The sequence below is a fragment of the Serratia sp. A07 genome, from assembly GCF_058725505.1.
Genome location: NZ_JBZXDO010000030.1, coordinates 1 through 24,858, shown reverse-complemented (window position 1 = coordinate 24,858; position 24,858 = coordinate 1). Strand labels below are relative to the sequence as shown.

Genomic DNA, 24,858 nt, shown 5'->3' with positions numbered 1-24,858 from the left:
GGCCGAACCGACGGTAAACCGCCAGATTAGGGGATCTTTTGTCAATTTACGTCTGGGGGATGCAAACCTGTGTTTAGCGGATCGGCGGGCCGGGCGGCCCGCCGGGATAAGCTGCGGCGTTACGCTTCTTCGTCGCCCGCTTCGTCGTCTTGCTCGTACTCCGCCAGCTCGTCGCGCATCGCCTGGATGGCGTCGCGGGTCATCAGCGCCAGCGTGCGGTAGAAAGCGGTGGTGGCGTGCGCTTCCACTTTGCCGAGGAAGCGGCCGCACCACGGCAGCAGAAACTCGTCGAACAGCGCGATCTGCGCCTGCGCTTCATCTTCCTGCGACTGATCTTCCAGCCAGGACGCCGCCAGCAGCAGCTGGCCGAAATGGTCGGCCGGCGCCTCCGCCAGCGGCATGCCGCGCTGCTGGAGGAAGGTGCGCACTTCCGCCTCGCTGGCACCTTCAACGTAGTCGGAGCGGAACGGCGACACGCTGCATTCGCTGCCGACGAACATCGCGTTGAAGTCGGTCGCCAGCTGGTTGACGTCGCAGCCCTGCTGCAGGCGCTTCAGCAGGTCATCCTGCTCCAGCGGCCAATGTTGCTGCAGCTTGCCCTCTTTGATCAGCGCGAACAGCGGCACCAGCAGCGGATCCTGCGGCTGACGGTAGAACAGCGTACCCAGCACGCGGCAGACAATGGAAAACTCATTCATGATAATGCCTTATACAATACGGAAAAATTTGCCGGGACGATGTCACAAATCGGCCAATTCCGCAATCGCCGGCTTGCCGCGCCGCTCGAGAAAGTCCAGCAACCGGCGCGGGCTGACGTTGAGAATGCGCTCCTGCGGGAAGCCCACCTCTTCGATAATGCGCTCACAGTGCTCAAAGTTACCCAGCGAAAAGGCGACGTGCGAATCCGAGCCCAGCGCCAGCCAGCCGCCGGCATCGCGCACCGCGGCGGCGATCGCCCGGCAGTTGGCCTCGCTGCCCTTGCGGGAGTGGGTGAACGACGAGTTATTCAGCTCCAGCGCCACCTCGTATTTGGCCGCCGCCGCCGCGACGGCGGGAATGTCGATCGGGTAGCGCGGGTTGCCGGGGTGGCTGATGATATGCACGTCCCCCTGCGCCATTGCGGCGATCATCGCTTCAGTATTGGACGCTTTATCCTGCGGCGCAAACACCGGCTCATGGAAACCGGCGATGATTACGTCGGTGGCGGTCAACATCGGGCCCGTGCAGTCGATGTCGCCCTGCAGGTTTTTGATGTTGGCTTCGATGCCGCGCAAGATGCCCACGCCGTTCACCAGGCGCGGCCACACGTGCATGTTCATAAAGTGCCAGTAATGCGGCGCATCGGCCATGTCCGGGCCGTGATCGGTGATGGCGAACAGTTTGATGCCCTTCTGCTGGGCTTCGGCGATGTAATCGTGCAGCGTGCTGTAGGCGTGGGTGCTGGCGACGGTGTGCATATGCAAATCAACGGGGTACATTGTTTCTCCTTCCAGAGGGCCCGCCCGCAAAGGTACGGACAGGCGCGATGACGATAACAGCTTATCAGTTACCGAACGGCGGCTGAAGGATCAGTACCCCCGCTGCCTGTCTACCACGCCGGCCGGGGCATGCCCCGCCTCCAGCGCGCGGATGTTGGCGGCGATCTGATCCATCGCCTGCTGCGGCAACGTGATGGCAGCAATATGCGGGGTAATGGTGACACGCGGATGACGCCAGAACGGGTGATCCTGCGGCAGCGGCTCGCGGACGAACACGTCCAGCGTGGCGGCGGCCAGCTGCCCCTGCTCCAGCGCCGCCAGCAGATCGGCCTCCACCAGATGCGCGCCGCGCGCGATGTTGATGAGATAGGCGCCTGTGCTCAACTGCGCGAACAGCTCGCGGTTGAGGATGCCGACGGTCTCCGGCGTATTGGGCAGCAGGTTGATCACCAATTTGACGCCGTCGAGGAAGGCCGCGCGCTGCGCCTCCCCGGCGAAGCTTTGCACGCCATCGATCTGTTTGGCGCTGCGGCTCCAGCAGCGCACGCTAAAGCCAAACTCGGTCAGCTTGCGCGCCACGCTCTGCCCCAGCACGCCGGCGCCGAGGATGCCGATGGTAAAATCATCCAGCGAGTGCGGATCGAGCGGCTGCCACTCCTGCCGCTGCTGCAGCGCCTGATACTCGTCGAAACGACGGAAATAGCGCAGCACATAGCTCAGCGCATATTCCTGCATCTGCTGCGCCATGCCGGTATCCTCCAGCCGCAGCAGCGGTACGCCGGCGGGCAGCGTGCCGGGGTGCTTTCGCTCCTGATCGAGGATCGCGTCAACGCCGGCGCCGAGGGCGAACACCGCTTTCAGATCGCGGCGGTTGGCCAGCATTTCGTGCGGCGGGCGCCACACCAGCGCGTAATCGGCCGGCCGCTCGTCGCCACGCTGCCACTCGCGGATCTCGGCCTGCGGCAGGCGTTGCTTGATGCCGGCCAGCCATTCCTGGGCGTTAAACAAGGGGTGGTAATAAATGATGTTCATACTGCGGGCTCCCGTTTGTTTTTATTGGTTTTCCTCCAGCCTTCCGCGATTCGCCGCCGGATGCAAGCGTTAAAGCCCAAAATAAAAACAGCCCCGACCAGTGGGGCTGTTGTGCATGTTAGCGAATCAGGCGGCGGACGGGCCGTCGCGCCGGATAAGGCGCCGCAGCAGCGGAATTAAAATCAGCATCGCCACGCCGACGCCCGTCGCCCCCCAGCCCAGCGCGCTGAAGATTTCGCTGTAGCCGGGGTTGGTTTGCAGCGGCGTGCTGCCGCTGTTTTCCGGCATCAGGCCGGAGACGTAGCCCGCCAGCACCGAGGCGACGCCGGTCACCATCATCCAGCAGCCCATCATCACGCCCTGATAGCGCGGCGGCGCCAGCTTGCCGATCATGGCGTAGCCGATCGGCGAGATCATCAATTCACCGACGCTTTGCAGCACATAGCTGATAACGATCCATTTGAATGCCACCAGCCCGTCGCCGCCCGCCATGCTGATACCCAGCGGCAGCACCAGCATGCCGAGCCCGATGCAGAACAGCGATCCGGAGAACTGCAGCGGAATGTCGATGTTGCAACCGCGAGCGCGCAGGCGGTTGAACCACCAGGCCAGCAGCGGGCCGCCCACCACGATCACCAGCGTGTTGATGTTCTGGATCCACTGCGGCGCCACCTGAATGCCGTAAACGTTCAGGTTGATGTTGTGCTCGGAGAACAGCATCAGCCCCATCGGCGCCAGCTGATACAGCGCCCAAAACACCAGCGAGCCCAGCGCCAGGATCAGATAGGCCGCCATTCTGCGGCGCTCATCGCGCGGATGGTGGCGCAGCGTCACCACGCACAGCATCAGGAAGATCAGCGCGCCGAGCACGATCACGAAGTGGCCGCTGAACTCGGCATGGGTCAGCATCACGCGGATAATCGGCACCAGCGCCACCAGCACCGCCAGCCCGACCAGCATGCGCCAACGGTATTGGCTGCGGCTGGCGTCGTGCAGCGGGGTATTGAGATCCGCCAGAATGCGCCAGCGGCAGACGGCGACGATGATCGCCGCCGCGTTACCCAGCGTGGCGAACAGGAACAGCGCGCGGTAGTTTTCCGTCAGTTGGAAATACCCGGCGACGGTAAAGCCGACGAAGAACCCGAGGTTCATACCGGCGTAGTTCCACAGGAACGCCGATTCGCGCCGATCGTCGTCCGGCTTGAAACGCTGGGTGAGCATCATATTGATGCAGGTGACGTTAAGGCCGCTGCCGGTCAGGAACATCGCCAGCCCCCAGTACAGCCCCCACACGCCCGCGACGGCAATCAGCGCGCAGCCGATCACCTGCAGCACCATGCCGAGCACGAACAGATTGCGGTTGCTGAGGAATCGGCCGCCGAGGTAACCGCCGAACATGTGCAGGCCATAGTTGAAGGCGCCGAACACGCCCATCATGGCGTTGGCGCTGCTTTCGTTGAAGCCCAGCCGCTTGGTGGCGTACAGCACCAGCGTAGAGTAAAGCACGGCGAAGCCGAGCGTGGCGAAGATCTGGATGAAGAACAGTGCCCCCGCACCGGGGGGAATGGCGTGGCGCGCTTGCGGCGCCGGCATGGCATCTGAAGGAGTCAAAACGAACCTCTACTGCATTATTATGTAATGAGTCTGTCCCTGTCTGCGATATCGCCGGCCTGTCACCCGGCAATCTGCGCGGCGTCGTGATATTCCTTGCCAAAAACGCCGCGCCGACATGATTCCATTTAGCGACACATCTGACTAATAATCCAGTATTAATGCATATAACAGCAAACAACCCAATCTCATTGGCGACATATTGAGCTATTTGTACAGAAAAAGGTCAAACAATCGTCTTTCATGGATTCCAACCGCTGCCTGCCCTGCCCGCCGGTGGCCGCGAGTGGGAATATCGTTCGGTAAATCAGCAAATTGCTGCAAGTTTGGCTAAACAGTCATGAGAATGAAATAAGAGGGTTGACGCTGAGATCAGATTCTCCTACATTAGCGCCCGTCGACAGCGCAACGCGTTTTCGACAACAAAACGGTGAGGTGTCTGAGTGGCTGAAGGAGCACGCCTGGAAAGTGTGTATACGCGAAAGTGTATCGAGGGTTCGAACCCCTCTCTCACCGCCAAATTCAAAGAGAAAGCCTGGATTCGCGTCCAGGCTTTTTTTTGCATGTGACCCGTCCTGAATAGCGTTGACACGTTTTCGACTTAAATCCGGAGAACGTGATAATGGCCGAGTTTAAACGCACACAACGCGACTATCCTTTGCCTTTTAAAATTGCTGTTGTTGAGCAGGTTGAAAAAGGCGAAATGACCTACAAACAAGGCTCAACTGCGCTATGGTATTCAGGGACGTTCGACCGTTCTGACCTGGTTACGCAAGCATGGCCACCTTAACTGGGCCCCAGGTCTTCCCTCTCTCTCCAGCCGGGAGTTGCCCATGAGCCAACCGTCTGCCCCTTTAACTCCTGAGCAAAGGATCAGGGAACTTGAAGAACAGCTTGAGCTGGTCACCCAGAAAGCGGAGTTCCTGGATGCTGTCGTTAACGTGCTGAAAAATGACTATGGGATCAGTGTCATAAAAAAGCGGCCAGGTAAGTCCTCACGCAAAAACAGCCCCAAAAAATAACCATTACCCGGGCCTGTCAGTTCCTGGGACACAGCCGACAAGCCTGGTATCAGCACAATACACAGCTTAGTAAGCAGCGGGCTCGTGATGTCCGGATCGTCGATTTTGTTAAAACGATAAGAGTACGTCAGGCGCGTATCGGGACCCGTAAGTTGCATTATCTACTGAATAAACAATCAGATGATGGATTGCATGTCGGACGTGACCGGTTGTTCTCTCTGCTGAAGGAACGTCGGCTGCTGGTGCCAGTCAGACGGGCGTACCATAAAACAACGGACAGCCATCATCGTTTTCGACGACATCCCAATTTATTAAAAACGGGACCGAAACAGGTGGTGGTCAGGCGACCAGAACAGGTATGGGTAGCAGATATTACCTATCTGCCAACCCGGAATGGCATGGTCTATCTGAGTCTGATAACGGATGCCTGCTCAAGGAAAATAATGGGCCATCATGTACACAGCGATCTGCGTACTGACAATGTCGTGCAGGCTCTGAAACAGGCCTTAAAGCAGAGAAAAACGACTCAGCCACTGATCCATCACTCGGACCGTGGAATACAATATTGTTCAGCAGGTTACCAGTCAATCCATGAAAAATACGGGCTAATATGCTCAATGACAGATGGCTATGACTGCTATCAGAACGCATTGGCGGAAAGGGTGAACGGGATACTGAAGACGGAGTTTTTGCTATCACGCCCGGCAGATCTGAAGCAGGCAAGAAAGATGGTGAGGGAATCGATAGAAATTTACAACAGAGAGCGGCCTCACCAGTCGCTAAAATATAAATCGCCCGATGCGGTGCATCAGGCGTTTTACAGGCATAAAAGTGTCAACCTATGCCAGGACTAGTCAATAGTGCACCGCCGAGAGGGGCGAGCATCTTTCCCCCTCTGCGACAGTGATCCCCATTTCCGCCGGTTATCCACGAACCTTACCGCTGATTTTCTCGCCCATTCATGACATCTGCCCTGCCGTTCGCCGCAGTTTTCAGCAAAGTGCGCACGGCTTGAGCGGACGAACAAAAACACAGAAATTATTCTTGACCGGATCGGCCCCACTCCCTATAGTAGCGCCCCGTTGCAGCGATGATTTCGCAACAAATAAATATGGTGAGGTGTCCGAGTGGCTGAAGGAGCACGCCTGGAAAGTGTGTATACGCGAAAGTGTATCGAGGGTTCGAATCCCTCCCTCACCGCCATATTCTAACGAGAAAGCCTGAGCGAAAGTTCAGGCTTTTTTGTATGCATAGCGCACTGACAGGGAGGGTGAGAACCCTCGACAGGGTTCGACAAAACGCCTGCGTTTTGGACCGCCAACGGCGGCCCGCAGGGTGAACGCAGCGAATCTATCCCTCCCTCACCGCCATATTCTTCGAAGAAGCCTGAACTCGCGTTCGGGCTTTTTTGTTTGCATAGCGCACTGACCGGGAGGGCGAGAGCCCTCGACAGAGTTCGACAAAACGCCTGCGTTTTGGACCGCCAACGGCGGCCCGCAGGGTGAGCGCAGCGAATCTATCCCTCCCTCACCGCCATATTCTAACGAGAAAGCCTGAGCGAAAGTTCAGGCTTTTTTGTTTGCATAGCGCACCGACCGGGAGGGTGAGAACCCTCGACAGGGTTCGACAAAACGCCTGCGTTTTGGACCGCCAACGGCGGCCCGCAGGGTGAGCGCAGCAAATCTATCCCTCCCTCACCGCCATATTCTAACGAGAAAGCCTGAGCGAAAGTTCAGGCTTTTTTGTATGCATAACGCACCGGCCAGGAGGGGGCCCCTCGACAGCGGCATAAGCTGTCGACCATAATGCCCTCATAAAGATAGGCCAATGCGTAATGCAAGGGAGAAACGTGGCGCGTAAGAAGAAAGGCAATGCCCCGCGGCCAAAGACAGGCCCCGTTAAAGAAAAATCGAATAACCGTTTGGCGAAAATATCGGCATTTTTGGTAGGCTCGGGGATTCTCGTGGCGATATTGGGCGCCGCCTATCAGTACTTCGCCGGCAGCGTTTCATTAGCTTTCGTTCAATCCGTCGGAAGAGCCTATGAGTTCCAACTGTCGAATGACACGCCTTCGGATCGTACCGTAAAATCCTTCCGCATCATTCCCCCCGACGTCCAGCAAGTGATCTATAAAGTCACCGAGGATGTGTATGCCACCCGCGACGAAAAAGGGCAGATCACCTTGCCGGGCGGCAATCAGAGCTATGTTCCCGCCGCTGAATTTAAAGAGCTTGATGGCCAGCGCCTATCCGCGAACTCCTCATTCAAGTTTCGCGTGCCGCCACTTTCCAATCGCACCTGGATGGCGCCGGAGGCGGCCATCGTCGACATTCGCTATGAAATCGACTCGTCGAACCCTGTACTTGCCGCTATTGAAGGCATATTAGACGTCCTTGGTTTCCACTCCCGCCAGCATACCGTTCGCTATCTGGTCATTGAAAACTACTGGACGCCTTCTCGTTCAAACTCCCTCAACGAGGCGATTCGCATATTCTGCCGCGACAGCGACACGGTGGCGAAGTCAGGCAGTTGCGACAACTTTTGAATCCCCACGGGTAAAGACAAAAAAGCCCGAACGCAAATTCAGGCTTTTTTATCCCCACTGCCCAACCGCTCAGTGGTGCGTGCGCCCCATGGACGCCGGCTGTGCCAACGCGCGGCGCCAGTCGCCCGGCGTTTGGCCAAACTGGCGTTTGAAGCTGCGGTTGAATGACTGCTGTGAGTCGAAGCCGAGCGAAATCGCCACGCTGACGATAGGCTCGCCGCTGTTGGCCAGGCGCTCCGCCGACACTTTCAGTTTTTGCATGCGGATATACTCCCCCAGCGCGTAGCCGGTCTGGCGTTTGAACATGCGCTGCAGATGCCATTTGGAATAGCCCGCGCGGTCCGCCACGGTGTTGATATCCAGTTTCTCTTCCAGATTGTTGTCGATCCACGCCTTCAAATCGGTAATAAAGCCCGTAGTGTTCATGCTGATGCTCCCATCATTCGGCAGGGTCACCCTCTGCCCGATGCACATACGTTGCAACAGTTTCGCTTTAAATGCAATTTTTATTATTGCATTTACCGGAAAGCCGCCACTATACTCCACCCAATTAATGTAACCGATATTGATACATTAATGTGACACCAATGTGTTTCAAAACCTAACGCTGCGCCGCTGCTGGGCGCAGCCGCCCCCTCGCCGCACGCCGGCGCAGGGGCGAATCCCGGAGAACAGGGCCGGGTATGGGGCCTGACCGCGCTTACTTATCGGAATAAAAATAATGGCAAATCAACCAAACTCATCGTTCAACGCCGGCGGCCGCACGCGCGCCGTCGCTCTGGGCCAGCGGCTCTCCGGGGTGGCGCTGCTGGCCACCCTGCTCGCCGGGTGCGACAACAGCGTCGCGCACAACGCCCCGCCACCGCCGCCGGTGGTCAGCGCCGCCAGCGTGGTGGTCAAGCCCATCAGCCAATGGGATGCCTTCAACGGCCGGGTCGAAGCGGTGCAAAGCGTGCAGCTGCGCCCACGGGTCTCCGGCTACATCGAGCGGGTCAACTACACCGAAGGCGACGAGGTGAAGAAAGGCCAGGTGCTGTTCACCATCGACGATCGCACCTACCGCGCCGCACGCGAACAGGCGCAGGCCGAGCTGGTGCGGGCACGCAACCAGGCCGCCCTGGCGCGCAGCGAATCCTCGCGCACCGAGAAACTGATCGGCACTCAGGCCATCTCTCAGGAAGTTTGGGAGCAGCGCCGGTCGTCCGCCGCGCAGGCGCAAAGCAACGTGCTGGCGGCACAGGCCCAGCTCGACATGGCGCAGCTGAATCTCGACTTTACCCGCGTTACCGCGCCGATTGACGGGCGCGCCAGCCGCGCAATGATCACCGCCGGCAACCTGGTCACCGCCGGCGACAGCGCCAGCGTGCTGACGACGCTGGTGTCGCTTGACAAGGTCTACGTCTATTTCGACGTGGATGAAGCCACCTTCCTGCGCTATCAGCAGCAGGGCCGGCACGACGCTCGCCTGCCGGTGAAGGTCGGCCTGGTGGGCGAAGACGGCACCCCGCATCAGGGGCTGGTGGATTTCACCGATAACCAGCTGAACGCCGGGACCGGCACCATCCGCATGCGCGCCCTGCTCGACAACCGCGAGCGCCGCTTCACGCCGGGGCTGTTCGCCCGGGTACAGATGCCCGGCAGCGCCGAGTTCAACGCCATGCTGATCGACGATAAAGCGGTGATGACCGACCAGAACCGCAAGTTCGTTTACATCGTCGATAAAGACGGCAAGGCGCAGCGCCGCGACATCGACGTGGGCCGCATGGCCGAAGGATTGCGCATCGTGCAGAAAGGGTTGGCGAACGGCGATCGGGTGATCGTCGACGGCATGCAGAAAGTGTTTATGCCGGGCATGCCGGTCGACGCGAAAGCCGTCGCCATGACCTCCACCGCTTCCGCACTCAATTAAGCTCCCAGCCGAGACTTCTGACCCATGGACTTTTCCCGTTTTTTCATCGACCGGCCGATCTTTGCCGCGGTGCTGTCGATCCTGATTTTTGTCGCCGGAGCGATCGCCATCCCGCTGCTGCCGATCAGCGAGTACCCGGACGTGGTGCCGCCCAGCGTGCAGGTGCGCGCCGAATACCCGGGCGCCAACCCGAAAGAGATCGCTGAAACGGTGGCCACGCCGCTGGAAGAAGCGATCAACGGCGTCGAAAACATGATGTACATGAAATCGGTCGCCGGTTCCGACGGCGTGCTGGTGACCACCGTCACCTTCCGCCCCGGCACCGATCCCGATCAGGCACAGGTGCAGGTGCAAAACCGCGTGGCGCAGGCCGAAGCGCGCCTGCCGGAAGACGTGCGCCGCCAGGGCATCACCACCCAGAAGCAGTCTCCGGCGCTGACGCTGGTGGTGCATCTGGTGTCGCCTTCCGGCAAGTACGATTCGCTGTACCTGCGTAACTACGCCACCCTGAAGGTCAAGGATGAGCTCGCCCGTCTGCCGGGCGTCGGCCAGGTGCAGATCTTCGGCGCCGGTGAGTACGCGATGCGCATTTGGCTCGATCCGAACAAGGTCGCCGCGCGTGGCCTGACCGCCTCCGACGTGGTGAGCGCCATGCAGGAACAAAACGTGCAGGTCTCCGCCGGCCAGCTCGGCGCGGAGCCGATGCCGACGCGCAGCGACTATCTGCTGTCGATCAACGCCCAGGGCCGCCTGCAAACCGAAGAAGAGTTCGGCAACATCATCCTCAAGAGCGGCGACAACGGCGAGATCGTACGGTTGCGCGACGTGGCGCGCATCGAAATGGGCTCCGGCAGCTACGCGCTGCGCGCCCAGCTCAATAACAAGGATGCGGTCGGTATCGGTATCTTCCAGTCGCCGGGCGCCAACGCCATCGAGCTGTCTGACGCGGTGCGCGGCAAGATGGCCGAGCTGGCGACCCGCTTCCCGGACGGCATGAGTTGGAAATCGCCTTACGATCCGACGGTGTTCGTGCGCGATTCGATCCGCGCGGTGGTGGATACCCTGCTGGAAGCGGTGATCCTGGTGGTGCTGGTGGTCATTCTGTTCCTGCAGACCTGGCGCGCCTCGATCATTCCGCTGCTGGCGGTCCCGATCTCCGTGGTCGGCACCTTTGCCGCGCTGTATATGCTGGGCTTTTCGCTCAATACCCTCAGCCTGTTCGGGCTGGTGCTGGCGATCGGCATCGTGGTGGATGACGCTATCGTGGTGGTGGAAAACGTCGAGCGTAATATCGAAGAGGGGCTGTCGCCGCTGGCGGCGGCGCACCAGGCGATGCGCGAGGTCTCCGGCCCGATCATCGCCATCGCCGTGGTGCTGTGTGCGGTGTTCGTGCCGATGGCGTTCCTCTCCGGCGTTACTGGCCAGTTCTACAAGCAGTTCGCCGTCACCATCGCCATCTCGACGGTGATCTCCGCCATCAACTCGCTGACCCTGTCGCCGGCGCTGGCGGCGCGCTTGCTTAAACCGCACGGCGCGCCGAAAGATCTGCCGTCACGCCTGATTGACCGGCTGTTCGGCTGGCTGTTCCGGCCGTTCAACCGCTTCTTCGCCAGCGGCTCGCAACGCTATCAGCGCGGCGTCTCCCGCGTGCTGGGCCGGCGCGGCGCGGTGTTCGTCGTCTATCTGCTGCTGCTGGCCGCCGCCGGCGTGATGTTCAAGACCGTACCCGGCGGCTTTATCCCGACGCAGGACAAGCTGTACCTGATCGGCGGCGTTAAGATGCCAGAAGGCGCCTCGCTGGAGCGCACCGATGCAGTGATCCGCAAGATGAGCGCCATCGGCCTGAGCGTGGACGGCGTCACCGATGCGGTGGCCTTCCCCGGCCTGAATGCGCTGCAGTTCACCAATACGCCGAATACCGGCACGGTGTTCTTCGCGCTGGAGTCGTTGAGCACCCGTACCCGCACCGCGGCGCAGATCAACGCCGAGATCAACGCGCGCATTTCACAGATTCAGGAAGGCTTCGCCTTCTCAATCATGCCGCCGCCGATCCTCGGCATCGGCCAGGGTTCCGGCTATTCGCTGTATGTGCAAGATCGCGGCGGGCTGGGTTACGGCGCGCTGCAGACGGCGATCAACACCATGTCCGGCGCCATTATGCAAACGCCGGGCATGGGGTTCCCAATCTCCTCGTATCAGGCCAACGTGCCGCAGCTGGACGCCAAAATCGATCGCGACAAGGCCAAGGCGCAAGGGGTACCGCTTAATGCGCTGTTCAGCACGCTGCAGACCTACCTCGGTTCGTCTTACATCAACGACTTCAACCGCTACGGCCGCACCTGGAAGGTGATGGCGCAGGCCGACGGCCAGTTCCGCGACAGCGTGGAAGACATCGCCAACCTGCGTACCCGCAACGACAAAGGCGAAATGGTGCCGATCGGCAGCATGGTCAGCATCGGCACCACCTACGGCCCGGATCCGGTGATCCGTTATAACGGTTTCCCGGCGGCGGACCTGATCGGCGACGCCGATCCGCGCGTGCTCTCCTCTACCCAGGCGATGAGTGCGCTGACGCAGATGGCCGATAAGCTGTTGCCGAACGGCATGAACATCCAGTGGACCGATCTGAGTTATCAGCAATCGACCCAGGGCAACGCCGCGCTGGTGGTATTCCCGGTGGCGGTGCTACTGGCGTTCCTCGCGCTGGCGGCGCTGTATGAGAGCTGGACGCTGCCGCTGGCGGTGATCCTGATCGTGCCAATGACTATGCTGTCGGCGCTGTTCGGCGTGTGGTTGACCGGCGGCGACAACAACGTGTTCGTGCAGGTCGGGCTGGTCGTTCTGATGGGGCTGGCCTGCAAGAACGCCATTTTGATCGTCGAGTTCGCCCGCGAGCTGGAAATGCAGGGCAAAGGCATCGTCGAGGCGGCGCTGGAAGCCTGTCGCCTGCGGTTGCGCCCGATCGTGATGACCTCTATCGCCTTCATCGCCGGCACCATCCCGCTGATCCTCGGCCACGGCGCCGGCGCCGAAGTACGCGGCGTCACCGGCATCACGGTGTTCTCCGGCATGCTGGGGGTCACGCTGTTCGGGCTGTTCCTGACGCCGGTGTTCTATGTCACCCTGCGCCGCCTGGTGGCGCGCAAGGCACAGCCGCAAACGGCGTAATCACCGTCTTAACATGCAAAAAGGTCGGGCATTGCCCGACCTTTTTTATGCATGCGAACCGCGATTATTTATCGGCGGCTTCGGCCTCTTGCTCGGCGGCGTATTCCACGCAGGCGCGCTTGTCGCCCCGCTCCAGTTCGGCCAGCGAATCGGCCACGGTGTGGCGGGCCAGCACCGCAAGCGAGGCCTGCTCGGCCTCGTTCACCACCGATTTGAAATACCAGCAGGCGTTGGCGCTCACCAGGCAGCGGGCCGGCACTTCAGGGCGGGAAGCCCAGATGCGCTTGTCGTCGATCACCGCCAGATAGATGTCCCGCAGGGTGATTTCTTCCGCCGGGCGGCCGAGATGGATAGAGCCGTTTCGGCCCAGGGTGGAAACGATGATGCCGTCTTTGGTCAGCGGGACCATCAGTTTGCGGATAAAGCTGGGGTTGGCTTCCAGAGCGGCGGCGAGGGTGGCGCTCGTCGAACGCATGCCCTGCTTCTCAGCTACGGCGACGCTAAGGACCATTTGCAACGCTGTCGGAAAGCGAAAATCTAACATGTCGTTATCTCTGCGAGACGAAATACTCGGGTTTTACCGGTGCGGCGATTGGCGCCGAACACACCGCTTAATTGCACAATAATATAACAAACGCGGGGGCTTTTTTGAAGTTTTGCCCAGTGATATCGCACGCAGACATTAGAACGATCGCAAATTTTTGGGCAGGCAGAAAACAGAAACCCGCGTCAATGTTAACGCCGCTCGCTTAACCGGGTTAAACGATCAGAACTAACACTGCCCGCGGGCTTAATTCGAATGTGGCGATCAGGCTCTGTTCAGCACCAGCTGGCCGTTTTTATCCAACGGGATTTGCGTGCCCGGATCGTGATCCATACGGATCTTGCCCTGCTGATTACCGATCTTGTAGGTCACGTCATAACCCAGCATTTTCTGGGACTTGTCGTAGACCGTTTTGCAACGCTGCTGAACGCTGGTGCTGACGTCGTTGTTTTGCATCGCCCCTTGCACCTGGTTGCCGGCATAGCCGCCGCCCAGCGCGCCGACCACGGTCGCCACGTCGCGCCCGCGACCGCCGCCGAACTGGTGGCCGATCACGCCGCCCGCCACTGCGCCCAGCACAGAGCCGGCGATGCGGTTTTCATCCTGTACCGGCGCACGGTGCGTAACGGTGACGTTGCGGCATTCCTGACGCGGCGTTTTGATGGTTTCTTTAATCGGCGTTGCGGCGAGCACCTGCGCGTACTGCGGACCGGCAGAAAAGACGTCCAGGCTGGCTACCGCGGCAATCCCCAGAGCGGCAGCGATACCAATCCCAACACCGGCTAACATTGACTTGTTCACAGGAAACCTCCTGAAAGTGTTACCACGCATTTTGTCCGGGGTCTGTGACCGGCTGCACCGCGCTTATTATTTTGCGCATGGGCGGCTTGCGGTATCCCGGTTTACGGCGTGCGCGACGCGCCGTCTGTAAACGAGGTAAAGTCTGCACAATGATTTGAGGGCCCGCAATAAGACAAGGGGACCAAAAATGCGGGATAACGGCCGTTTCGCCGCTGTTTAGGAGGAATCTTAAGAATTTTACCCATACTAACGACAGCTTATGCTGAAGAATCAAACAACCGCCGCCGTTCGCCTCGCGCCGCCATAAAAAAACCCGCGCGGGCGAACCGGCGCGGGTTGGTCGACGAAGGCAGGATCAGTGCATTTTCAGACGCGGGCGGATCACCCGGTTGATGCCGCCTACCAGCATCATCAGGCCGGTTTTGATGTAGCCGTGCAGCGCCACCTGGTGCATGCGGTACAGCGAGATGTAAACGAAGCGCGCGATGCGCCCTTCCACCATCATCGAGCCGCGCATCAGGTTGCCCATCAGGCTGCCGACGGTGCTGAAGCGCGACAGCGACACCAGCGAGCCGTGGTCTTTATACACGTATGGCTTCAGCGTCTGGCCGTTCATCAGCGCCAGAATATTGGTGGCGCAGCGCGAGGCCATCTGGTGCGCCGACTGAGCGCGCGGCGGCACAAAACCGCCGCCCTCTTTCGGGCAGGAGGCGCAGTCGCCGATGGCGAAGATGTTCGGATCGCGCGTGGTCTGCAGCGTCGGCTCCACCACCAGCTGGTTGATGCGGTTGGTTTCCAAGCCGCCGATGTCTTTCATGAAGTCCGGCGCCTTGATGCCGGCCGCCCATACCATCAGATCGGCATCGATGAACTCGCCACCTTTGGTGTTCAGGCCTTTGGCATCGGCGCTGGTCACCATGGTGTTGGTCAGCACGCGCACGCCCAGTTTGATCAGCTCCTGGTGCGCCGCAGCGGAAATGCGCGGCGGCAGCGCCGGCAGAATGCGCTCGCCGGCTTCCACCAGCGTCACGTTCAATGCGCTGTTGTCCAGGCCTTCGAAACCGTAGCTGTGCAGCTGCTTCACCGCGTTGTGCAGTTCGGCGGACAGCTCAACGCCGGTGGCGCCGCCGCCGACGATGGCGATGTTGACCCGCTCTTTTTGCCCCGGCTGCGCCGAGAACTTCAGGAACAGGTTGAGCATTTCGTTGTGGAAGCGGCGCGCCTGATGCGGGTTATCCAGGAAGATGCAGTGCTCTTTCACGCCCGGCGTACCGAAATCGTTCGAGGTGCTGCCCAGCGCCATCACCAGGATGTCGTACGGCAGTTCGCGCGCCGGCACCAGCTCGCCGCCCTGCTCGTCGCAGATCTGCGCCAGCTGCAGCGTTTGCGTCTCGCGGTTGATGTTGGTCAACGACCCCAGTTGGAAGCTGAAATGGTGGTTGCGCGCGTGCGCCAGGTAGCTGAGAGCATCCACGCCGTCATCGAGGGAACCGGTCGCCACTTCGTGCAGCAGCGGTTTCCACAAATGGCTGTGGTTGCGATCCACCAGCGTGATCTCCGCTTTGTTCTTGCGGCCAAGTTTATGGCCCAGGCTGGTCGCCAGCTCCAAGCCACCGGCGCCGCCGCCAACAATAACGATTTTCTTCTTTGGCGTTGTCAAAATAACCCCCTAAATGTGAACCATTTGTTATTCCAGGGTAAATAAATAATATCCTTAGAATACATAGGGTTCGCTTAAAATAAATCGGCTCTCTAAGGCCAGAATAACATGTGAGGTTATTTGGTCATACCAAAATTGACGTACATCAAATTTTTTTGTTAAAGGCTGGACGCGGGGATTTTTTGGGGATTGTGATTCAAATAGTTAGCGCTGAGTCACAGTTTTAAATTTTGCCGATTGCCACGAAAAACTTTACCTTGGCGTACAAAAAAGCCGCACTTTCCGTCGGTACAAAACGGTGGGCGCGGCTCGCGGCGGCGTTATGAAACTGTTAACCCAGCGCCTTGAACGCCTTGATCCGCTGCAGATGGGGTGAGATGTTTTTGAACTTGTGCGTCTGCTGTTCATCCCAGACGATTTCGTAGTAGTGATGCAGCAATTCGGCGCTGCGCCGGTTATCCAGCACCTCGTCGTGCCGCGACAGCACCACCAGACAGCGATCGCGATTTTTCTCGCGGAAATCCTCCACGCACTTGGTGGCGATATCGCGATACTCTTCCGGCCGGTCTATCTTGCCGTGCATGTGCTCTTCCGGGTACAGATTGGGGTTGAACATCGCCTGGCGAATGCCGCACAGGAAGCCGATGCGCTCCGCCCAGAAGCCGCCGAGGCCGACCCCGCAGATCAACGGGTGCGCGTCGCCGCCCTGCTGCACCGCCTTGTCCACCTCTTTCAACAGATGCTGCATGTCGTGACGCGGATGCAGCGTGCTGTAGCTGATAAAGCGCACGTCCGGATCGATAAACTGCAGCTGTAACACCTTTTCATGATTGCCGGGACTGGTGGAATCGAAGCCGTGCAAATAGATAATCATGTGGATCCTCGCAACAAGCCAAGGGCCGCGGGCGCGGCCCTCATCATTTCCGCTCTGCGCCGCGATGCGGCGCCTGGATTCACCCTTGCGAACGCTGCTTGTGCTCCTCCCAGCGTTCGCTCAGCGCGCTGAGCGCCTTGTGCGCCTGCTGCCAGCGCTCGGAGTCGCGCAGTTCCTGACGGGTGAACTGACCGCGATGATATAACCGCTTCACCTTCTCTGCTTTGACCGGGGACAGGTTATCCAGCACGCTGACCGCACCTTCGCGGTGGTTGCACACCAGGATCATGTCGCAACCGGCATCGAGCGCCGCCTGGCCGCGCTCGGCGTAGCTGCCCATAATGGCGGCGCCTTCCATCGACAGATCGTCGGAGAAAATTACGCCGTCGAAGCCCAGCTCCTGACGCAGGATCTGCTGCAGCCAGTAAGGCGAGCCGCTGGCCGGACGCGGGTCCGCTTCAGTATAGATGACGTGGGCCGGCATGACGGCGTCCAACAGCTGGCGGTTGATCAGCTCGCGGAAGATCGCCATGTCGTGCTCACGGATCTGCGCCAGCGGCCGCGGATCGCGCGGGGTTTCCTTGTGCGAATCGGCGCTGACGGCGCCGTGCCCCGGGAAGTGTTTACCGGTGGTTTTCATGCCGGCGCTGTGCATGCCGAGGATAAAGCGTTCCGCCATCGCCAGCGCCTGCTGCGGATCGCTGTGGAACGAACGCTCGCCGATCGCCGCGCTGCCGTGGCCGATGTCCAGCACCGGCGCAAAACTGATGTCGATATCCTGTGCGATCATTTCCGCCGCCATCAGCCAGCCGGCCTCCTGCGCCAGCCGGCCGCCTTCCTGCGCATCGTGCAACGCGGCGAACGACTGCGCCGCCGGCAGGCGGGTGAAGCCCTCGCGGAAGCGCTGTACGCGCCCGCCCTCCTGATCCACCGCCACCACTAGCCGATCGTGCGAGGCGGCGCGGATCTGGCGCACCAGCTCACGCAGCTGCTCCGCATCGTGGAAGTTGCGGGTAAACAGGATCAATCCGCCAACCAGCGGGTGTTTCAAAATTTCGCGTTCTTCTGCATCCAGCTCGTAGCCGGCGACATCTAGCATTACTGGGCCCACGGGCACCTCACTTCATTATTGTTCGTTCAGAATTCGGATGATGATAAACAAAGCCGCCGGCGCACCGCCGCGCCCCAGCGCAAAAATTCGGCGTCGCCGCTCTGCTGCCAGCGCACTTCGAACCATAGCAGCATCAGATAATCGACCCACGGCAGCCAGCGGTGCACCTGCGTCTGCAGCCGGGCGACGTCGTGATAGCCCTGGCGCGCGTAGTGCTGCAAAAAGCGCTGCTGCTGGCCGGCCGACCAACCGTTGCCGCGAAACAGCGCGGCGATATCCAGCGCCACGTCGCCGTCGGCGGCATATTCCCAGTCGATCAGCCGCAGTCCTTCGCCGGTGGCGAGCAGATTGCCCGGATGGATGTCCATGTGCAGCGGCGCCAGGCGCAGCGGCCGTGGCGAGGCGCTGCGTAAAAAATGACGCTGCAGGCGCAGCCAGTCAGGGGTTAAACGCCGCCTATCCAGCTGCTGCCAGTAGCGGCGGAACTGCCGTCGCAGATCCAGTCGGTAACCGCTGAGCGGCCGCCGGTGCAGTTCCGCCGCCATCGCCGCCAGCTCGCCGCGCTGATTCAGCGCCGCAAACTCGGTATCGGTGACGACGTCACCTTCGAGCCATTCAAGGATAAGCCACTGATTATTCTGTGCGAAAACCCGTGGCCCTAGCCCCGGCGCGCAGCGGCGCAAGACCCGCGCTTCCCGCCGGCGGCTCACGCCCAGCGCACGTTTTTCCGCACTGTGCTGCCGCGCCAACAGCGTGATGCCCGCACCGTCGATGCGCCAGCTCTCGCCGGTCAGCCCCTGCACCGGGCTGAAATGACAACCGGCGGTATTCACCGCCGGCAGTCTGGTTTCCATCAATCGTCGCAGCGCGGCCTCAGCGTTTAACGGCGCCATTGCCCGACCAGACGATCTCGCCGGTTTGCACCAGCATCAGCTGCATATCCAACGCCGGCGACTTCACGTCTCCGCTGACGTCGCTGTACAGCACGTACTGCGCGCCGACGATGCGCGCCAGGCCAATCGCCTTGCTGCGCGAACCGAAGCTGTCATCCGCCGACAGGCCCAGCGTTTGTCGGGCGCTGGTCAGCTTCGCTTCCGGCACCACGCTGAAGGTGGAATTCGACGCCAGCGCCTTGTACAGCGCCGCGGTAGCTTTGCCCATCTGCAGCGAACCGTTGGTATTGTTCTTGACGCTGTCCAGCAGCAGCACGCTGCCGGCCGTGACGCCATCGGCCTTCAGCATCTGCCCCACCAGCGGCTGAACGCTGCCCAGCCAGTCAAGCTGCTGGATTTTCGGCGGCTGCGGCACCGGCTCGGTGGTTGGCGGCTGTGGCTGCTCGACCGGCGGCTTCGGTTGATCCGGCTCAACGGTGACCGGCGGCAGCGGCTGATCCGGCTCAGGCGGACGCGACAGACAGCCGCTCAGGGTTAATGCGGCCAGCGCCACTAAGACGTACTTTTTCATGCTTTTTCTCCAAACCTGGCAAGCGCTTACAGGTACAGATACAGACGCGCGCTTTTGGCGTCCAGGTTGCCGTTAATCGAGTAGATTTTGGCGTCCGAGTCGGGCGCCACGACGATCTCGCGCGGTTTCTCGAAGGGGCGAATATCCAGCCCCTGCGCGTCGTACCAATAGAAACGATAATGCACGGTGACCGGCGTCGATTGGCTGTTGTTGAGCACCGAGGTCGCCATCACCCGCCCGGAGGCGTTCGAAATCGAGGGCGTATCGGCCAAAATGCCGGCGGTCAGCACCGAAGGATCCATCACCACCGTTTGGCGTTGATTGACCGCGATGCCGGACGGCGAGCTGCACCCCATCAGCAACGCGGCGGGCAACGCCAACGCCACCAGACCACGCAGAGTTTTTTTACCGCGCATGATTTCCTCGCTTAACGTGACAACAGCGGCCCCAGCGAGCGGCCACCGACCAGGTGCATATGAATATGATAGACCTCCTGACCGGCATGGCGGTTGCAGTTGACGATCAGACGATAGCCGTCTTCGGCAATGCCTTCCTGTTCGGCGATCTTCGCCGCGGCGGTGATCATGCGGCCCAGCGCGGCTTCGTGCTCCACGGTCACATCGTTGACGGTTGGGATCAGCACGTTGGGAACGATCAGCACATGGGTGGGTGCCTGAGGGGAGATGTCACGGAAAGCGGTGACCAGTTCATCCTGATAAACCACATCAGCAGGGATTTCGCGGCGGATAATTTTACTGAAAATCGTTTCTTCGGCCATCTGGCGTTCCTTTTTACACAATTAGCTGTACGCAGTATGAGTGACAAATTCTACTGCTTTCAACCTGATTGCGCACTTTCCGCGTCGAGTGCTGCAGATTCGCGCAGGCCGGCGCCCCGCTTGTGCATCTTTTCACTTTGGTTATTCACTATTGTTGCTTTACTTGCCCCGTGCCGCCGCCAATAGTAACCCCATGATTAACAAAGAGTAGAGGGTGTTATGCCACTGAGGATTTCGGCGCTGTGCGCGCTGTTGCTGAGCGCCGCCGTTCAGGCCGCCCCGGCGGGCGGTATCGATCTGCAGGCTAACCGAGAGCCGATGCGCGCAGAGCCGAACCCGGCCGCTATCGCACTGATTCCGGCGAATTTTCACTTTGCGGTGCCCGGCAAGCTGACGGTGGCGGTGGCGTTCGAGAACTCCCCGCCGCTGGCGCTGTTCGCCGAAGACAATAAAACGCTGATCGGCAGCGATCCGGACATCGCCCGCCTGGTGGCCGACAGCCTCGGACTGACGCTGAATCTGGTGCCCACCTCCTGGGAAGATTGGCCGCTGGGCATCAGCGCCGGCAAATACGATGCGGCGATCTTCAACATCGCCGTCACCAAACAGCGCAAGACCAAATTCGACTTCGCGACCTATCGGGTGGACACGCTGGGCTTTTACGTCAAATCCACCAGCCACATCACCTCGATCAACCGGCCGCAGGACGTCGCCGGGCTGCGGATCATCGTCGGATCCGGCACCAATCAGGAAAACATTCTGCTGGGGTGGGATAAACAGAATCGCGCCACCGGGCTGCCGCCGGTGCAGCCGATCTATGTGACCGACGACGCCGCCACCAACCTGAGCATTCAGTCTGGGCGCGCCGACGCGTTCTTCGGCCCCCACTCCACTGGCGCCTACAAGGCGGCGCTGACCGGCAAGACCAAAATGGTCGGCATCGGCCCCAGCGTGGCCTACGTCGCGGTCACCACCAAAAAAGGCAACGGGTTGGTGAACGCCGTCAACGCCGCCATCAACGGCGTCATCGTCAGCGGCGAATACGCGCAGGTGCTGGAGCGCTGGGGCGAAGGCGACGAAAAGGTCGAGCGCTCCGCCATCAACCCGCCGGGCATCGGCGACTAGCCGCCGATCAGCTGCGGCGCATGCCGACGCATCCACTCGGCCAGCGAGTCCAGCGTCGGCCGCAGCGATTTGCCGAGCGCGGTGACCTGATACTCCACCCGCGGCGGCACTTCGGGAAACACCTGCCGCGTCACCAGGCCGCGCTGCTCAAACAGCCGCAGCTGGCGCGTCAGCTCTTTTTGCGCAATGGGCGCCACCGCCCGCTGCAGTTCGCTGAATCGTACCGGGCTGTCGATCACGATCAGCCGGTACAGGATCGGTATCGCCCACTTGCCCGATACCAGATTGACGAAGTCCACCATCGGGCAAGGTTCGCCCGCCGTCGGCAACGCCGCCAAATTATTTTCCGCCGCTAATGGCGCTTGCGCCGTCATTTCATCCCACCTCGCCCTTTAGTATCCAAAAGGTGCCTACTATGCAAAAGGAACTATAGCGCAAATAATGCCGCAACTGACGCTAAAGAGGAATCGGTTATGTCACGACTGCAAGGCAAATACGCATTGATTACCGGCGGCACCAGCGGCATCGGGCTGGAAACCGCCCGCCAGTTCATCGCCGAGGGCGCGACGGTGGCGATCACCGGGCGCAGCCAAAGCGCCTTGGAAGCGGCGGGCCAGGCATTGGCGGGCAAGGCGCTGTTGCTGCTGAGCGACGCCGGCGATATCCCGCAGCAGCGCGAACTGGTACAGCGGCTGGGGCTAAGGTGGCCGCGGCTGGACGTGCTGTACATCAACGCCGGCGACGTTACGCATCGCCCGCTGCAGGAGTGGGATGAGCAGAGCTATCAGCGGCTGATGGACATCAACCTGAAGGGGCCGTTTTTTCTGATCCAGGCTTTGCTGCCGCTGCTGGCCAACCCGTCTTCGGTGATCCTGTGCGGTTCGGTCAGCGCCCATATCGGCCTGCCGCAGAGCAGCGCCTATGCCGCCAGCAAAGCCGGCTTGCTGTCGCTGGCCAGAACGCTGTCCGGCGAGCTGCACGCGCGCGGCATTCGCGTCAACGGCCTCAGCCCCGGCCCGACCGAAACCCCGGCGTTGGGTAAGCTGGGGTTGGCGGAAGCGGATGAGCAGGCATTGCGCGACGATATCCGCGCGCTGGTGCCGATCGGCCGCATGGGCAGCGCACTGGAGCTAGCCAAAGCGGCGGTGTTTCTGGCGGCGGACGAGTCGGCCTTTATGGTCGGCGCCGAGCTGCAGATGGACGGTGGCGTGGGGAATTTATAATTTAATTTAGCGACGCGGCCGCGCCCCGCGCGGCCCATAAGATCACCCCAGCCCTGGGATCTCGACGCCGAAGGTCTGCAACAGCAGCACCACGTTGAGCAGCACGATCACCACCGTGCCGACCACCGCCGCCAGGCTGGTCCAGCGGCCGTTGGCGAACTCGCCCATGATGTCGCGGCGGCGGGTGAACATCACCAGCGCTATCATCGGCGCCGGCAGCGCCAGGCTCAGCACCACCTGGCTGTAGACCAGCGCGTCGGTGGCGTTGACGCCCATCGCCACCACGATAAACGCCGGCACCATGGTGACCAGGCGGCGCACCCACACCGGAATGCGGAAGCCAACGAAACCCTGCATGATCATTTGCCCGGCCATGGTGCCCACCACCGAGCTGGAAATGCCGGAGGCGATCAGCGAAGCGAGGAAGATGCCGGCGGCCGCCGCACCGAACACCGGCGTCAGCGTATGATAGGCGGTGCCAATTTCGGCCACGTCGCTGTTACCGGCGTGGAAGGCGCTAGAGGCCATGATGACCATCGCGATATTCACCAGCCCGGCGAGCGCCAGCGCGATCACCACCTCAATATTGGAGAAACGCAGCAGCTTACGCCGCTCGCCGTTATCGCTGGCCGGGCTGCGGTGCTGGGTCAGCCCCGAGTGCAGGAAAATAGCGTGCGGCATCACGGTGGCGCCGATAATGCCGACGGCGATGGTCAGCGCCTGCGCGTCCGGCAGCTGCGGCGTCACCATGCCGATCCCGGCCGCCTGCCAGTCTACCGGTACGATGAACATCTCCACCAGGTAACACAGCGCGATGATCCCCACCAGGCCGCCGATCATCAGCTCGACCGGGCGGAAACCTTTTTTTTCCACCATCAACAGCGCATAGGTGATCACCGCCGTCACTCCCATCCCCGCCAACAGCGGCATATGGAACAGCAGCGCCAGCGCAATCGCCCCGCCGAGAAACTCCGCCAGATCGGTGGCCATCGCCGCCACTTCGCTGAGCAACCACATGCCGATCACTACCGGCCGTGAAAACTGGTCGCGGCACATCTCCGCCAGATTGCGGTTGGTGACGATGCCCAGCTTGGCCGACAGCGCCTGGAACAGCATGGCGATCAGGTTGGCCATCACCACCACCCACAGCAGGCTGTAGCCGTATTTCGCCCCGGCCTGAATGTTGGTGGCGAAGTTGCCGGGATCCATATAGGCAATAGAGGCAATCACCGCCGGGCCGGCGAACAGCAACGGCGTAAAGGCGCCGCGCTTGCGTCCGGCAAGGGCGGCGCCAATCGCAATGTTGGTCCGTTCGGTTAACGATGGAGTGGTTGCCGCATCACGCATGAAGTACCCTCAATCTTTCACTGGTTATTTTTCCACCTATCATGCTGACAATGTAGCATCGGCTACACTTTATGCAACAGGCGAAATTCATTGGCTTTGTGTAGAGATATTTCTAACTACCACAATGCGTGGCATCGAATTGATAATGTGTGCTATTTGGACTAACTTAGGGCAACCCTCCCCATATTGCCGGGAGATGCCATTTTTATGCTTACAGGACGCCCCACGCTATGGTTACCCGCGCGCCAGATAACGCCGACCGCCACGCCCAGACCGACATGCCGGACGAGGCCGAGCACGCCCTGCGTTTTAGCCGCGCCCGCGAAGCGCAGTCCAATGCGCTGATCGAAGATTACGTTGAGCTGATCGCCGATTTGCTGCAAAGCACCCGCGAAGCCAGAACCACCGACATCGCGCGCCGCTTCGGCGTGTCTCACCCGACGGCGATCAAAAATATCGCGCGGCTGAAAAGCGCCGGGCTGGTGGAATCGCGCCCTTATCGCGGGGTGTTTTTAACGGAAGAAGGCGAGCAGCTGGCACAGAAGGTGCGCCGCCGTCACCGCATCGTGGTCGATCTGCTGATGTGCGTCGGGGTGCCGAGCGAAACCGCCGAGCTGGACAGCGAAGGGATTGAACACCATATCTCGGACGAAACGCTGGCGGTGTTCGAGCATTACCTGCAAAAGCACGCCAAACCCTGACTCCCGGAGCACCGATGAGCTACGCCGTGCGGCAAATCCATGATCGGCGCCTGGTGGTTTTCGCCGAAGCCGGGCCGCCGTTGAAAGACGAAAACGACGTCAGCCTGTTTATCGCGCCCGCCTTTGAACACGATGCCGGGATGATTGCCCTCCCCGTCAACCGCCTCGACGCCGCCTTCTTCCAACTCAGAAGCGGCGTGGCCGGCGCCGTATTGCAGAAATTCATCAACTACCGCCTGCGCGTGGCGCTGCTGGGCGATATCACTCCCTGGCTGGCACAAAGCAACGCGCTGCAAGATTTTGTGCGTGAAGCCAATCGCGGCGAACAGGTCTGGTTCCTCCCTTCTCTCGCCGAGCTCGAACAGCGGCTTGGCGCCTGACGGCAGGCAGTAAAAATCCGCCTTCATAGAAGGCGGCTTTGACTACGCCCCAGAGGGGCGCTCTAAGTTCGGACTCATAGAGCCC

23 protein-coding genes, 2 tRNA genes, 2 other RNA genes and 1 pseudogene are annotated in these 24,858 nt (G+C 60.7%); 12 read left to right on the top strand and 16 right to left on the bottom strand.

Annotated elements, in window-relative coordinates:
- Window positions 1-119 precede the first annotated feature (119 nt).
- From AC4PR2_RS22150 to AC4PR2_RS22135, 4 genes are all read right to left on the bottom strand, one after another.
- Complete coding sequence (locus AC4PR2_RS22150) at window positions 120-698, bottom strand: TorD/DmsD family molecular chaperone (RefSeq protein WP_038875853.1); 579 nt, start codon at window positions 696-698, stop codon at window positions 120-122.
- Window positions 699-740: 42 nt separating this feature from the next.
- On the bottom strand, window positions 741-1,478 hold the full coding sequence (locus AC4PR2_RS22145; protein WP_049202798.1) for a phosphatase: 738 nt from the start codon (window positions 1,476-1,478) through the stop codon (window positions 741-743).
- Window positions 1,479-1,568: 90 nt separating this feature from the next.
- Window positions 1,569-2,510, bottom strand: coding sequence for a glyoxylate/hydroxypyruvate reductase GhrA (gene ghrA / locus AC4PR2_RS22140; RefSeq protein WP_142109693.1), 942 nt, complete (start codon window positions 2,508-2,510; stop codon window positions 1,569-1,571).
- A 126-nt stretch (window positions 2,511-2,636) separates the two neighbouring features.
- Entirely contained in the window at window positions 2,637-4,103 is a 1,467-nt protein-coding gene (locus AC4PR2_RS22135) for a peptide MFS transporter (protein ID WP_049202801.1), read from the bottom strand.
- A gap of 447 nt (window positions 4,104-4,550) precedes the next feature.
- Here AC4PR2_RS22135 and AC4PR2_RS22130 point away from each other — a divergent pair.
- From AC4PR2_RS22130 to AC4PR2_RS22105, 6 genes and pseudogenes are all read left to right on the top strand, one after another.
- Window positions 4,551-4,640, top strand: a tRNA-Ser gene (locus tag AC4PR2_RS22130).
- Window positions 4,641-4,743: 103 nt separating this feature from the next.
- Window positions 4,744-5,994, top strand: a pseudogene (locus AC4PR2_RS22125) (hypothetical protein); the annotation flags it as partial.
- A gap of 262 nt (window positions 5,995-6,256) precedes the next feature.
- A tRNA-Ser gene (locus AC4PR2_RS22120) sits at window positions 6,257-6,346 on the top strand.
- Window positions 6,347-6,393: 47 nt separating this feature from the next.
- A non-coding RNA gene (locus tag AC4PR2_RS22115) (RtT sRNA) lies at window positions 6,394-6,513 on the top strand.
- Between the two features lie 213 nt (window positions 6,514-6,726).
- Window positions 6,727-6,846: non-coding RNA, RtT sRNA (locus AC4PR2_RS22110), on the top strand.
- A gap of 146 nt (window positions 6,847-6,992) precedes the next feature.
- Window positions 6,993-7,688 (top strand): hypothetical protein, encoded by a 696-nt coding sequence (locus tag AC4PR2_RS22105; protein WP_492175459.1) that lies wholly within the window; start codon window positions 6,993-6,995, stop codon window positions 7,686-7,688.
- A gap of 69 nt (window positions 7,689-7,757) precedes the next feature.
- Here AC4PR2_RS22105 and AC4PR2_RS22100 read toward each other — a convergent pair whose 3' ends face one another.
- The gene (locus tag AC4PR2_RS22100; RefSeq protein WP_004928813.1) at window positions 7,758-8,114 is read right to left on the bottom strand and encodes a helix-turn-helix domain-containing protein; all 357 of its coding nucleotides are present in this window, start codon (window positions 8,112-8,114) and stop codon (window positions 7,758-7,760) included.
- 295 nt (window positions 8,115-8,409) lie between these two features.
- Here AC4PR2_RS22100 and sdeA point away from each other — a divergent pair, with 295 nt between their 5' ends.
- Window positions 8,410-9,597 (top strand): multidrug efflux RND transporter periplasmic adaptor subunit SdeA, encoded by a 1,188-nt coding sequence (gene sdeA, locus AC4PR2_RS22095; protein WP_346420171.1) that lies wholly within the window; start codon window positions 8,410-8,412, stop codon window positions 9,595-9,597.
- 24 nt (window positions 9,598-9,621) lie between these two features.
- Complete coding sequence (gene sdeB, locus AC4PR2_RS22090) at window positions 9,622-12,765, top strand: multidrug efflux RND transporter permease subunit SdeB (protein WP_197801545.1); 3,144 nt, start codon at window positions 9,622-9,624, stop codon at window positions 12,763-12,765.
- A 64-nt stretch (window positions 12,766-12,829) separates the two neighbouring features.
- Here sdeB and AC4PR2_RS22085 read toward each other — a convergent pair whose 3' ends face one another.
- The 9 genes from AC4PR2_RS22085 to hinT form a co-directional block, all read right to left on the bottom strand.
- Window positions 12,830-13,309, bottom strand: coding sequence for an RrF2 family transcriptional regulator (locus tag AC4PR2_RS22085; RefSeq protein ID WP_100396554.1), 480 nt, complete (start codon window positions 13,307-13,309; stop codon window positions 12,830-12,832).
- Between the two features lie 264 nt (window positions 13,310-13,573).
- Complete coding sequence (locus AC4PR2_RS22080; RefSeq protein ID WP_168166356.1) at window positions 13,574-14,110, bottom strand: glycine zipper 2TM domain-containing protein; 537 nt, start codon at window positions 14,108-14,110, stop codon at window positions 13,574-13,576.
- Window positions 14,111-14,465: 355 nt separating this feature from the next.
- Complete coding sequence (locus AC4PR2_RS22075; protein WP_004928794.1) at window positions 14,466-15,770, bottom strand: NAD(P)/FAD-dependent oxidoreductase; 1,305 nt, start codon at window positions 15,768-15,770, stop codon at window positions 14,466-14,468.
- Between the two features lie 331 nt (window positions 15,771-16,101).
- Window positions 16,102-16,644 (bottom strand): alpha/beta hydrolase YcfP, encoded by a 543-nt coding sequence (gene ycfP, locus AC4PR2_RS22070; protein ID WP_033638056.1) that lies wholly within the window; start codon window positions 16,642-16,644, stop codon window positions 16,102-16,104.
- Window positions 16,645-16,723: 79 nt separating this feature from the next.
- Window positions 16,724-17,743: a beta-N-acetylhexosaminidase gene (gene nagZ / locus AC4PR2_RS22065; protein ID WP_033646434.1), complete on the bottom strand. Its 1,020-nt coding sequence runs from the start codon at window positions 17,741-17,743 to the stop codon at window positions 16,724-16,726.
- Between the two features lie 38 nt (window positions 17,744-17,781).
- The gene (gene thiK / locus AC4PR2_RS22060) at window positions 17,782-18,648 is read right to left on the bottom strand and encodes a thiamine kinase (protein ID WP_187322284.1); all 867 of its coding nucleotides are present in this window, start codon (window positions 18,646-18,648) and stop codon (window positions 17,782-17,784) included.
- The gene (gene lpoB, locus AC4PR2_RS22055; protein ID WP_049202785.1) at window positions 18,629-19,219 is read right to left on the bottom strand and encodes a penicillin-binding protein activator LpoB; all 591 of its coding nucleotides are present in this window, start codon (window positions 19,217-19,219) and stop codon (window positions 18,629-18,631) included. The genes thiK and lpoB overlap by 20 nt, the downstream gene beginning before the upstream one ends.
- A gap of 26 nt (window positions 19,220-19,245) precedes the next feature.
- Window positions 19,246-19,635: a YcfL family putative periplasmic lipoprotein gene (locus AC4PR2_RS22050; RefSeq protein ID WP_060419506.1), complete on the bottom strand. Its 390-nt coding sequence runs from the start codon at window positions 19,633-19,635 to the stop codon at window positions 19,246-19,248.
- A gap of 11 nt (window positions 19,636-19,646) precedes the next feature.
- Window positions 19,647-19,997, bottom strand: coding sequence for a purine nucleoside phosphoramidase (hinT, locus tag AC4PR2_RS22045; RefSeq protein WP_004928776.1), 351 nt, complete (start codon window positions 19,995-19,997; stop codon window positions 19,647-19,649).
- A gap of 219 nt (window positions 19,998-20,216) precedes the next feature.
- On the opposite strand from hinT, the gene AC4PR2_RS22040 reads away from it, so the two are divergent.
- Window positions 20,217-21,122 carry an ABC transporter substrate-binding protein gene (locus tag AC4PR2_RS22040; protein ID WP_346420172.1) on the top strand — a complete coding sequence of 302 codons (906 nt, stop codon included), beginning with the start codon at window positions 20,217-20,219 and terminating at the stop codon, window positions 21,120-21,122.
- Here AC4PR2_RS22040 and AC4PR2_RS22035 read toward each other — a convergent pair.
- The gene (locus AC4PR2_RS22035) at window positions 21,119-21,496 is read right to left on the bottom strand and encodes a winged helix-turn-helix transcriptional regulator (RefSeq protein WP_072265396.1); all 378 of its coding nucleotides are present in this window, start codon (window positions 21,494-21,496) and stop codon (window positions 21,119-21,121) included. The two genes, AC4PR2_RS22040 and AC4PR2_RS22035, sit on opposite strands and share 4 nt — an antisense overlap.
- A gap of 99 nt (window positions 21,497-21,595) precedes the next feature.
- On the opposite strand from AC4PR2_RS22035, the gene AC4PR2_RS22030 reads away from it, so the two are divergent.
- A complete protein-coding gene (locus AC4PR2_RS22030) occupies window positions 21,596-22,345 on the top strand; it encodes an SDR family oxidoreductase (protein ID WP_100396549.1) in 750 nt (249 codons plus the stop codon).
- 42 nt (window positions 22,346-22,387) lie between these two features.
- Here the strand turns inward: AC4PR2_RS22030 and AC4PR2_RS22025 are convergent, their stop codons facing one another.
- Window positions 22,388-23,692 (bottom strand): Nramp family divalent metal transporter, encoded by a 1,305-nt coding sequence (locus tag AC4PR2_RS22025; protein WP_492175457.1) that lies wholly within the window; start codon window positions 23,690-23,692, stop codon window positions 22,388-22,390.
- Between the two features lie 230 nt (window positions 23,693-23,922).
- On the opposite strand from AC4PR2_RS22025, the gene mntR reads away from it, so the two are divergent.
- Entirely contained in the window at window positions 23,923-24,393 is a 471-nt protein-coding gene (gene mntR, locus AC4PR2_RS22020) for a manganese-binding transcriptional regulator MntR (protein ID WP_038875534.1), read from the top strand.
- Window positions 24,394-24,407: 14 nt separating this feature from the next.
- On the top strand, window positions 24,408-24,773 hold the full coding sequence (locus AC4PR2_RS22015) for a DUF4180 domain-containing protein (RefSeq protein WP_197801558.1): 366 nt from the start codon (window positions 24,408-24,410) through the stop codon (window positions 24,771-24,773).
- The last annotated feature ends 85 nt before the right edge of the window (window positions 24,774-24,858 follow it).